The following is an 11,059-nucleotide window of genomic DNA, read 5'->3' as shown; positions in this document are numbered from 1 at the left end:
GGATGCTCTCCATCTCTCGTTCACGGCTCTCGTACAGCCCGAATTACGGCTCTAGTTCAGGCCAGCGTAGGAGTGCAGACCGGAGATCACCATGTTGATGAAGAACAGGTTGAACACCATGGTGGCAAAGGCGATCACGTTGATCCATGCGGCCTTACGTCCTCGCCAGCCTGGGGTGGCACGCGCGTGGAGGTACACGGCGTACAGCAGCCACGTCATGAAAGACACGGTCTCCTTGGGGTCCCAACCCCAGAAGCGGCCCCATGCGGCGTCGGCCCAAATGGCACCAAACACCACACCCAAACCGAAGATAGGCAAAGCCCACACCGCAGTGCGGTAGGCCAAGGTATCCAGCTTGGTGGCATCCGGGAGAGGCCCGGCGATCTTGCCCAGGATTCCCTTTTCCTGACCCTTGGGTTGGTAAGAACGCAAGAGGTACATCAGGGAGGAAATGCCGGAGATCAGGCCAAAACCTGCGCCGATGGACACCGTGGAAACGTGGATGGGGAACCAGCCGGACTGCAGCGAAGGAACCACGGGTGCGGTCTCCGCGTACAGGTTGGTGCCCGCGTAGAACAGCAAAGCCACCACTGGGGTGAGCAGCCACGGCCACATCACGCGCACGGACTTCCGTTGAATAACCACAGCGGCGATCACCATGGAGAACAGAGTCACCACGGTGACGTATTCGAAGAGATTGCCCCAGGGGAAGCGACCGGCGGACAGACCGCGCAAGATTACCTGCGCTGCGTGCAGCACCAGACCCAGCCACACCAATGCCTGGGTGATTCCGCCGAGCTTATCCGCGCGCCGCACTCGGCTAACGATGTAATCCGCCTGCAAATGCTTGGGAAGGGTTGGATCCATCGAGGTAGCGGAATCCACGTCTGAAATATCAGAGCCTCCGGCACCAACCTTGACCGTGCTGCGTTCAGCGGCGCGATCAGAAGCCGCCAACTGCAGAGCTTCTGCGCGTTCCCGTCGGTTCTGGTTGGACATCTGAACCAAGGAGTAATAACCCAGCGAAACCGCCAGCGCCAACAGGTAGATGGTCACCGCGGCCCAGAACGTATTGTCCGAAAGGTTCGCTAGATTTTGGTCAATATCGTTGTGTCCCATAATCCTTAAATTCCCACGCAATCGCGGTGGCGATTCCTCGCCAAGGTTGCACGTGTAGTCCTTGTGTCTCCACTAAAGTTAGCCCCCATGGTGGGAGCAAACAAGCCTGCTGCCAGCGGGAAATGCTTGCCCGCCAGCCACCGCAGGCTCCGGGTGCTAATCGCGCTCGCCACGAGCCCGGTTGATGGCCTCATCCAGCCCATCGTCGTAACTGGATTCCCAATCCATGGAATCCTGGTCTAGCTCATCATCCAGGTCTTCATCTTCCAGACCCAGAATCTTCTCTGACCTGCGGTTGAACTCCTTGCCCCAGCCGGCCGTATCGGTGCGGGAAAGCCCGGCGATCTCCACGTGGGTTCCGCCGTTGGCTCCAGGGGTCAGGCGCACCCAGAAGCGGCGGCGCTTGATCAGCAGCGAGCCCACCAAGCTGACCAGCATCAGGATGGCAAAGCCCAGCACCCACAAAACAGTTGGGTCGCGGGATACCTGGAGGTTCACGAATTCCTGGGCACCATCGAAGGTGATCTTGGTGCCATCTTCCAGATCCACGGACTCACCTGCGCGCAGGTTCACCCGATCCAGCTTCTGCATCGCTCCACTGTGGAGCTGTTCGGAATCCAGCGAGAAGATGTTCTGGCTGCGTCCACCATCCAAACCGGTATCGCCGCGGTAAACATCGATTGCCACAGCCGGATCATTCATCGCGGGGAAGCTGGAACTCAACAACGCACCCTTTTCTCCGGTGAATTCCGCAGTGGGCGCAAACAAACCTTGGATAGAGATTTGGTTTTGGCGTCGTTCCAAAAGATCTTCATACATGCCCGCCGGAGGGTCCCAACGCACCGCTCCCGAGGAGAGGAAATTGGTGAGGTCATCCGGGCGGAACTGGATGGTCTCGGTGTACTTCTCACCGTTCGGCCAGGTCACGGTGAACGTGGGCGCATAGCCGTGGCCCTGGAGGTAAACTCGGTCGCCCTCGATGCGCAGAGGGTGGTTCACGCGCAGCTTCTGATGCTCCCATTCTTCCTTAGGCAGCATGGCGGTCTGGGCATCCGCGTAATCAATATTGGACTCAAAGTGCACGGCCTGGCCGGATTCCAGGTACTCGGCGGAAAAGTCCTTGACGTTCACGCAATACGGGGTCAGGCCGGTGCCATCGAAAATGGGGCCGTGGCGGAAGGAGTCAAAGTTGGAGACAGCCGAGTTACAGAACTCAGAACGCTCAGTGCCCGCCACCACGATGACCTGGCCTTCATAAAACATCAATCGACCAGTAGCCACCGCGATCAAAATGCCCACCAGGGACAGGTGGAAAACCAGGTTGGCGAACTCGCGCAGGTAACCCTTTTCCGCAGACATGGACCAGGCACCCGCGCGGTCATCCTTGGCGTCAGTTTCGCTGTGGTACCAGCCCTTGAACTGCACGCGCAGGGATTCCTGCACCGCGTCCATCGATTGCGGTACCTCCCCCTCCACGTGATTGGGCAGGCGGCTCAGAACCTTCGGCGCGCGCGGTGGCTTGGAGCGCAGGGCGCGGTAGTGATCCAAGGAACGCGGCAGAATACAACCCACCAGGGAGATGAACAGCAGGGCATAAATGGCCGCGAACCAGGTGGAGCTGAAGACATCAAAGAGCTGCAGCTTGTCGAAGATCTCCGCCGTCTTGCCGTTGGCCGCGATGTAATTTGCCACGTTGTCTTTGTTCAGCGAACGCTGCGGCAACAGGGCACCGGGAACCGCCGCGAGGGCGAGCAGCACCATCAGCACCAGGGCGGTGCGCATCTTGGTGAGCCATTGCCAGGCGGCTTTGGGGAGGGCCAGGAGTTTTTTCATGGGGTTTGGGTTCTTCGATTTCTTCTCAGCAATTTTCGTGGCCATCATGTTCCTTTTTCCCGACGCCAACCTAGATCGGCAGAGTCGTGTCAGTGATGAACGCGACGCGAATCCATTCCACGAGCATCGCCCATTGACCGGTGAGTAGCAAAATACCCACGATGATCAGCAGGGCTCCTCCCAGCATTTGGATGGTGCGAGAGTGGCGGCGCAGCCAATCCACTCCGCGCAGGGCCCGCGCGGATCCCAGCGCGACCAGTACGAACGGGATGCCCAGGCCCAGGCAGTACGCGATGATGAGCAGCACTCCGCGCAGGGCGGTGATGCCTTCGGTGCCGGCGGAGACAGAAATGATGGAGGCCAGTGTGGGGCCGAGGCACGGGGTCCATCCCAGTGCGAATACGCCACCCAAGAGCGGGGCTCCGGCCAGGGTAGTCCAGCGCTTCGGCGCCATCCGGGTGTCCCGTTGGAGGGGGCGGAAGAAGCCCATGAAGACGATGCCCATGAGGATGGTCACCACGCCACCGATGCGCATCAGCATTTCCTGATTGATCATCAGCGCGCTGATGACTCCGAACACCGTGACCGTGGCCAGCACAAACACCACGGTGAAACCGGCGACGAAGAGCAGCGCAGCACTGGCCACGCGGGCCTTCTTGTTGTTTACCACCGTGCCCTCGGCGGTGTACTCGGTCTCCGCGCCCACTACCCCGGCCAGGTAGGAGACGTAACCCGGTACCAAAGGGATCACGCATGGAGAGGCAAAAGAAACCAGACCAGCCACTGCCGCTGCCAACAGAGCCAGGACAATGGGCCCGGCGGAAACCGTCTCCGAGAAGGTTTGGCCGATGCTCTCGGCCAGTACTAGGGTGTCAATCTGGCTGGCCACTGCCCTACTTTCCTCCATTGTCAGTGGCTGGAGATTCCTCGTGGGTCAATGGTTCCACCACGTCCCACAGCTGCTCCTCGGTGACTTCCTGCAGGAAGATATGCGCCGGGCGGTGCTGCTTATCCAGCACGATAGTGGTGGGGATTACCGACGCGGGCACGCCACCCATGGCGAGGGCAGATTTGAACGGCGGATCATAGAGGGAGGGATACGTGATCCGGTTATCCTTCACGAAGTTCTGCGCCTTTTCCCGCACAGGATCCTTCACGTTGATGCCCAGCAAGGTGCCCTGCTTATCCTTCTGCAATTTCTCGTGCACGGCTTGCAGATCATCGGATTCGCTGCGGCACGGTCCACACCACTGACCCCATGCATTCAGCACCACGATCTGCCCTTCGAAATCCTCCAGGGACACCTTGGAATCATCCAGCAGATCCACGCCCTGGATGTTGCCGATTTCCTTGCGCTCATCCTCCGGGTAAGAGATCGATGTTTGCCCGCCTGGGGAGACGAACTCGAAAGACCCGCCGATGGCTACCGCATCGGTGCCGGCGGTGGAGTTTTCCCCACAAGCTGCGAGGGTTCCCATGGTGGCAAGCACTGCCATCACTGCGGCGAACTTCTTCACGTGCAACATACGTTCAGTCCTCTGCCCGGCCATGAGTGGCAGAAAGTGCAGCCGCCGAGCGTGGTTATGTCTAGCTGAGAGTGTTTTAGATTTCTTGCGCTGGTTCGCTGTAGTACACATCGGTGAGGTCTGCGCCGTCGAACACCAGAGAGGTGACGGAGGCCAGTTCACACTGTCGCGCAGCCGGGTTGTGTGCCAGGGAAAGACCCTGGACATCACGCTGGATCATCACGATGGGTAGCTGATGAGACACCAACACCGCCTCGTGTCCGCGGGCTTGGTTACGGGCATCTTCGATGACATCCCACATGCGCTCGCAGATCTCCGTGTATGGCTCACCCCAGCTGGGCAGGGAAGGATTTTTCAACATTGGCCAGTACTTGGGGTTCCACAGCGCACTGCGCACGCCCTTGATGTGCAGGCCTTCGAATTGATTTCCGGCCTCCAGCAAACGCTCGTCAGTGTGGATCTCCAACCCCAGCTTCTCCGCGAAGGGTTGCGCGGTTTCCTGCGCGCGCTGCATCGGGGAGACACCGAGGTAGGTGACGTCATGATCTGCCAAATCGCTGGCGGTAGCGTGCGCCATATTGCGGCCACGCTCGGAAAGCTGATAGCCCTCCAGGCGCCCGTAGAGGATTTTCGCTGGATTATGGACCTCGCCGTGGCGGACAAGGTGAACAATCGTTGTCATGGGTATTGACCCTACCCGTGCGCGCGTCCAGAGCCTAAGAACGCGGGAGCCTCAAGCCGATGATTGAGAGCCCCGGTTTTAGGCTTCAGCGCGCGCGGCTGCCTGAGCTGCCACCTTGGCTGCCTTCTCGATGGTCTCGAAGTCCGCATCCGTCAACGCGGTGGAGACAAACCAGGTTTCGTACACGCTTGGTGGAGCGAAGACTCCGTGGTCCAGCAACGCATGGAAGAAAGCCGGGAAGCGGAAGGTATCCGCTGCCTGCATATCCTCGAAGTTCTTGCCCTCGCCCTCGGCGAAGCGGAAGGAGAACATGTTCCCGGCGCACTGTACGTGGTGGGCTACGGATTCCGCGCTGAGCGCATCAGAGATCAAGCTGCTGACCCGCTCGGCATTCTTATCCAGCGTCTTATAAGTCTGCTCGGTGGCCAGGCGCAGGGAGGTCAGGCCAGAGGCCACAGCCACTGGGTTTCCGGAGAGCGTTCCAGCCTGGTAAACGGATCCCGCCGGAGCCAGGTGATCCATGATGTCTGCCCGTCCGCCGAAAGCAGCAGCGGGCAATCCCCCGGAAACCACCTTGCCAAACGTCGTCAAATCTCCTGCCACCTGATCTTTGCCGAACCAACCCTGGTAGCCCACGCGGAATCCGGTCATTACTTCATCCACGATCAGCAGAGCCCCATTGGCGTGCGCGATCTCCTTGAGCTGCGCGTTGAAGGAAACCCCCGCAGAATCCACCGCGGACACGGTACCCATGTTGCCGGGTGTGCCCTCCACGATGATGGCCGCGATCTCACCTGGGTTTTCCGCGAATGCCTGCTTCACGGCCTCCACATCCCAGTAAGGCACCACCAGCGTGTCTGCCGCGGCACCCCGGGTAATGCCGGGTGAATCCGGCAGACCGAAGGTGGCCACCCCGGAACCTGCCGCGACCAGCAACGAGTCCACGTGACCGTGGTAGCAACCCGCGAATTTGAGGATTTTATCCCGCCCGGTGAATCCGCGAGCCAAACGCGTGGCGGACATGGTTGCCTCAGTACCGGAGTTCACCAAACGCACCTTCTCCACGGAGGTGCGGGCCACGATTTCCTCGGCCAGGTCAACCTCTGCGCTGGTGGGGGCGCCGAAGCTCAATCCCTTAGCCGCTGCCTGCTGCACTGCCTCCACGATCTCCGGGTGGGCGTGCCCATGGATCATCGGCCCCCAGGAGCAGAAGAGATCCACATACGTGTTCCCATCTTCATCATGCAGCTGGGATCCCTTCGCGCTGGTGATGAAAGGCGCGGTGCCTCCCACGGATCCAAAGGCGCGCACCGGCGAGTTCACACCACCGGGGATGAGCGTTTGAGCTCGCTGCATGGATTGCGCACTGGTGCTGTGGTTGAACTGGCCAGATTGAGGCTCTGTGGATTGAGACACGGGAAAATTCCCTCCTAAATATTTAAAGCTTGGGGTCTTTTCCCAGTGTAACTATTTACTTTTTTTCGACGCCCTGCGCCGTCATCGACGCCGCCACCTACGCCCCGACTGGGGAATCTGCGTAGTCCGAGCTTCCGCTGGTGGATTCCTCGCGCGTGTATTCCTGCGCGGCCTCACGCTGCTCGCGGCGCTTCTTCAACTTGCGCAGGGCGCGGGCTCTGTCCGCCCTTCCCTGCCAGGTGTGGGTGTGGCGCATCAGGGAAGCATCGAAGTTCCGGCGCACCACTCCGGCACAGCGCCACTCGATCAGCGCGGAACTGGCCAGCATGGCCACGGGAGCCAGCAACGGGTTGAGCAATCCGGTGACCCCCAGGATGATGGCCAGGCCGTTGTAACCCCATGTCAGCCAGATGTTCCAGTCCACGGTGTTGCGCACGTGGCGGGTCAGGTTGATGACTTCCGGCAGTGCCATCACGTCATCACGCATGATCACCACATCCGCGATGCTCACGGATACCGGATCCATGTGGTCTTTGCCCGCCATGAGCACGCCCACGTCTGCGGCGCGCAGGGCCATGGAGCTATCCCGGTCGCCGACCATCGCCACGTTATTTCCCCGGGCGTGCAATCCACGGACGGTGGCTTCCTTACGGTTGGGCACGATGCCTGCCAATACGGTGGAAATGCCCAGGTTGTTGGCGGTTTTGCGTGCTACTGGGTAGGTGTCCCGAGAGAGCATGAACGTTTCAATGTCCATTTCCTCCAGCTTGTCCACGGCATCGGGAGCATCGTCCTTGATGGAGTCCGAGATGAGGATTACTCCCCTGTCCTTGCCCTTCCAACGCACGAAGATGGGGCTACCACCGGACACGGCTGCACTGGTCAAGCGGTTATCTTTCACCTCACCCAAATCCCGGGGCCGCCACAGGCGTGCCTGGACGTGGCGCATCTGCCCGTCCATGGGGATATCCACCATGCCGCGGAAGGATCCGTCTTCACTCACGGCCACTTCTCCGGCTTCGAGCCAGTGCGGAATGGCATCTCCACCGGCATTCGCATCGCGGGCCTCGCGGTCCGCGCGCACGATGGCCTGGGAGACCACGTGCTCGGATTCCATGGTCAGCGCTGCTGCCACGCGCAGCACCAGATCCGCGTTTTCCCCCTTGGCGGGGACAACCCCGATCACCTGCATGGGTCCGGTTGTCAGCGTTCCCACGCGGTTGAACACCACGGAGTTCACCAAGGCCAGTTGGTGAATGGTGCCGGTGGCACGCAACAGCACCCCGTGGGAGGCAGCGCGAGCCAGACCCAAACGCAGGGCCAGGGGTGCAGAAAGAGCCAAAGTAACCGGGGCTACGGCCACCAAGATGGACAAGCTGCTGGACATCGCGGCTTCCACCGAACCGGCAAAAACCAGCCACGCCAGGAAGTTCACCGCAGCAATAGCCAGCGCCCACGGCACCAGCAGGCTGGCCGAACGGTTGGCGATCTGCGTGAAGCGGTTCTCATCGTGGACAGCGTGGCGCAACCAGCGCTCCATCGCAGCCAAGCGCGTCTTGGAACCGGTCTGCTGCACGCGCAGTTTCAGCGTGGGCCCCTGGTTACGCGCACCGGCATACACGCGGTCGCCCACGGACACCTCCGCCTTGCGGTGCGCTCCTCCCACTGGCCCCATGTCCACGGGGGATTTACCGGAGACCACTTCACAGTCACTCGGCACCCATGCCCCGCGAGGAATGATGATGTCATCTCCCCTGCGCAGTTCCGTGGGCGCCACCTGTGTCTTGGTGATCTGACCCTTCTTGGACTTGCGAACCACCAGAACATTCGTCTCGAAGACCTTGGTGGGCACATGCAGGATGGCCCGGGAACGCAGATGGTTGCGTCGGGAAAGAAGACGGCCGAACAACAAGAAGATGGTGACTCCGCAGGCCACGTCCAGGAACAACGAGCTATGCCGGTTTGCATCCGTCCACTGCTGGGAAATGAACACCAGGTGGGAGGTCCAACCGATCTCCCCGACCTCCGTGAACACCAGCGCCCAAATGGAATACAGGTAGGCGATGACGATAGCCGAGGAACTGGCACCATCCAGGGCGGAGAGGCTGCGGCGGAATCCGCCCAGCACGGCGCGGTGGAAAGGCCACGCGCACCACGTCACCACCGGGGTGGTGAGCGCCAGGGATACCCACTGCCAGCCATCGAATTGCCACTGTTGGAACAGATCCATGCCCACCACTGGCACGCCCAGCACCACTGCCACGAACAGGCGCAGCTTGGTGATGAGCTCGCGGGCAGTGTGTAGAACTTCAGTGCCATCGAAAGGGCTGCGGTGTCGCTTGCTGGCCAGAGATGGTTCGGCGCCACGGGTGCGGGAGCTGGCCAACAGGCGGGAAGGATCCTTGGCATGGGAGTGCCTGCGCATCCGGCGCTGTGACTCGTTGATATCCAAGCGATCCGAACGTCGGCGCAGGGTGGAGGCTGTCATCCACGCCTCAACACCCATGTTCCGCATGTGTTCCAGCAGCTCAGAGGGGTTAACGTACTCCTCAGCGGAGATCCACGCCATCCGGGAGGCGTAAACCACCACGGCCTCCACGCCGCGCATCGCATTGAGATCCACCTCCAAAGCGGTGGCATCCACGGCGGATTCCAGACCCTCCAAGCGGAACGCGAAACTGGAGAGCCCGCGGGCGCGGCGGAAACCTTCGCGCTCCTGGGAAGACAGATCCGCGGCTTTATCCATATCGAACCCGGCAGCCTTCGCGGCCGCACGTGCCTCATGGATGGCGCGCTCCACGGAATCGACAGTTCCCGTCTTCTGCGGGGTATCCGCAGAACCATCGACAACCCGCGGTGCACCGGGAACTCCCTGCGCACGCGCATGCCCGGTACTGTATTCAGCCACTGGCTCATGCCTTTCTACAACACGATCTTGCCCATCATTGGACGATCAGGATGATTCTAGGTGCAGGGAACCGAGATGACTATTTTTCCAGTTTTTCCGCGCCAGAAACCACGTCAGAAATCTGGCATTTGGAAAAACTAGGGGCGCAGCTCATCCCCGTGCAGAGTGCCGTCTCCCTCGACGGGTGCTTCGAGGCGATGTCCGGCGTCGAAGAAAGGATCCGCCGCTGGCCTAAACGCCATCAGGCACGCGATGGCCAGACCCAAAGCCAGCACGGCTTGGCCAAGCCCGGTGAAACCGAACACCCAGCCGAGCAGCATGAACAGGATGGCCAGGCAGGAAACCCACAGCAGCACGCGGCGGCGATTGCGGTGTCCCAGGCGCAAGGTCAAGCTCAACCCGGTGATGATGAGCCCCAGGACCACGTTGATTCCGCCGAGGATCCGCACGTTGTCGCGCAGGAATTCCAGCCGCTCGGCCTCATCTGCGTTCATGGCCTGCCCGTCCACATCCACGGTGAACATCACAACTCCGGAGAGCACCATGAGCACGCCGAGGATCACGAACAACACGGAGGCAATGAGCACGACGCGCGGGGTGGGGTCACCTGGTTGCCAGGCTTTGGTCCTGCGGTTGCGGTCATCCGCGTTAGGGGCCATTGAGGGGAACATGGAAGGCATGGGAATCTTCTCCGTGGTGAGTGTGGTTAACGGCGGTAAGGGTTGCTGGGCGAGTGAGGTGGCTCGCCGTTCTGGCCATGATTATGACCATGATTTTGGCCATTGGGATTTCGGCCATTGGGCGCAGCAGGCGAATCCTGATCCCGTGCTTCCTGTTCTTTCTTTTCCCGCTCCTGAGCCTGCTTCTTGGCTTGTTTCGCGTCTTTTTCTTCTTTTCGACGCCGCTGCACAGCCGCCGCGTACTTCTCCACCTCGGCTACGTCTGGAATACCCAGCCACGTGTGGTTTTCCGGGCGGGACATGAACCACATTCCCAACACGGCTGTCACGCCGGAGAGGATGCTCAGGATGCCCAGAATCAGCACGAAAGCCACCGGCATGGTGGAGTTGGTGGTTCCGAACAGCAGCAAAGCCGCCTGCAGCGCGAGGTAGAGAGAACCCACGTTGAGGAACATGCGCGAATGCGGGCCGCCTCGCCCGGCGCGCCAGGTGAGGTAAGCGCAGACGGCAATGATGACCAGCATCCACACCAGCATGGACACGTTGAAGGTGGACGCGGACGTGGCTGAATCCTGCTCCGCAACGGATTCTCCGAAACCACCAAAGCCGCCGAGGGTCTCGGACTGAGCCTTCACCTGGGCGCGCAGGACGCTGGGGTCCACGATGTTCGCCACAAACTGGACGATGGCGTACAGAGCCTGCATGCTGCAGACGCTCCACCACATCAACACACCCATGCGCACATCTTCGGGCGCACCCTTAAGGTTCTTTGCCAATCCGTCCGGGCGCCCAACCTTGGGCGGTTTCAGATCTTCCTGATTTATTTCGCTGCTCATACGGCTTTCCACCTTACTGGTTGCGCAGACAACCTGCCCTATTTCCCCTAGACAACCCA

The 11,059-nt window shown here is 60.7% G+C and carries 9 protein-coding genes; all 9 read right to left on the bottom strand.

Annotated elements, in window-relative coordinates:
* Nucleotides 1–51: 51 nt before the first annotated feature.
* Nucleotides 52–1,119 carry a c-type cytochrome biogenesis protein CcsB gene (gene ccsB, locus IRY30_RS01740; RefSeq protein ID WP_194555681.1) on the bottom strand — a complete coding sequence of 356 codons (1,068 nt, stop codon included), beginning with the start codon at nt 1,117–1,119 and terminating at the stop codon, nt 52–54.
* A 156-nt stretch (nt 1,120–1,275) separates the two neighbouring features.
* Nucleotides 1,276–3,000, bottom strand: a complete 1,725-nt coding sequence (locus IRY30_RS01735) for a cytochrome c biogenesis protein ResB (RefSeq protein WP_228502489.1) — start codon at nt 2,998–3,000, stop codon at nt 1,276–1,278.
* A 22-nt stretch (nt 3,001–3,022) separates the two neighbouring features.
* Entirely contained in the window at nt 3,023–3,859 is an 837-nt protein-coding gene (locus tag IRY30_RS01730; protein WP_194555680.1) for a cytochrome c biogenesis CcdA family protein, read from the bottom strand.
* Entirely contained in the window at nt 3,846–4,478 is a 633-nt protein-coding gene (locus IRY30_RS01725; protein ID WP_194555679.1) for a TlpA disulfide reductase family protein, read from the bottom strand. The genes IRY30_RS01730 and IRY30_RS01725 overlap by 14 nt, the downstream gene beginning before the upstream one ends.
* 76 nt (nt 4,479–4,554) lie before the next feature.
* Entirely contained in the window at nt 4,555–5,160 is a 606-nt protein-coding gene (locus IRY30_RS01720; RefSeq protein ID WP_194555678.1) for a histidine phosphatase family protein, read from the bottom strand.
* A 78-nt stretch (nt 5,161–5,238) separates the two neighbouring features.
* Nucleotides 5,239–6,576: a glutamate-1-semialdehyde 2,1-aminomutase gene (gene hemL, locus IRY30_RS01715; protein WP_194555677.1), complete on the bottom strand. Its 1,338-nt coding sequence runs from the start codon at nt 6,574–6,576 to the stop codon at nt 5,239–5,241.
* 97 nt (nt 6,577–6,673) lie between these two features.
* A complete protein-coding gene (locus tag IRY30_RS01710; RefSeq protein WP_309825626.1) occupies nt 6,674–9,484 on the bottom strand; it encodes a heavy metal translocating P-type ATPase in 2,811 nt (936 codons plus the stop codon).
* 137 nt (nt 9,485–9,621) lie between these two features.
* Nucleotides 9,622–10,164 (bottom strand): hypothetical protein, encoded by a 543-nt coding sequence (locus tag IRY30_RS01705; protein ID WP_194555676.1) that lies wholly within the window; start codon nt 10,162–10,164, stop codon nt 9,622–9,624.
* Between the two features lie 26 nt (nt 10,165–10,190).
* Complete coding sequence (locus IRY30_RS01700) at nt 10,191–11,000, bottom strand: hypothetical protein (protein WP_194555675.1); 810 nt, start codon at nt 10,998–11,000, stop codon at nt 10,191–10,193.
* Between the last annotated feature and the right edge of the window lie 59 nt (nt 11,001–11,059).

Origin of the sequence: Corynebacterium suicordis DSM 45110, from assembly GCF_015351405.1 — a bacterium.
GTDB lineage: Bacteria > Actinomycetota > Actinomycetes > Mycobacteriales > Mycobacteriaceae > Corynebacterium > Corynebacterium suicordis.
This window is presented reverse-complemented; position numbering and strand designations above follow the sequence as displayed.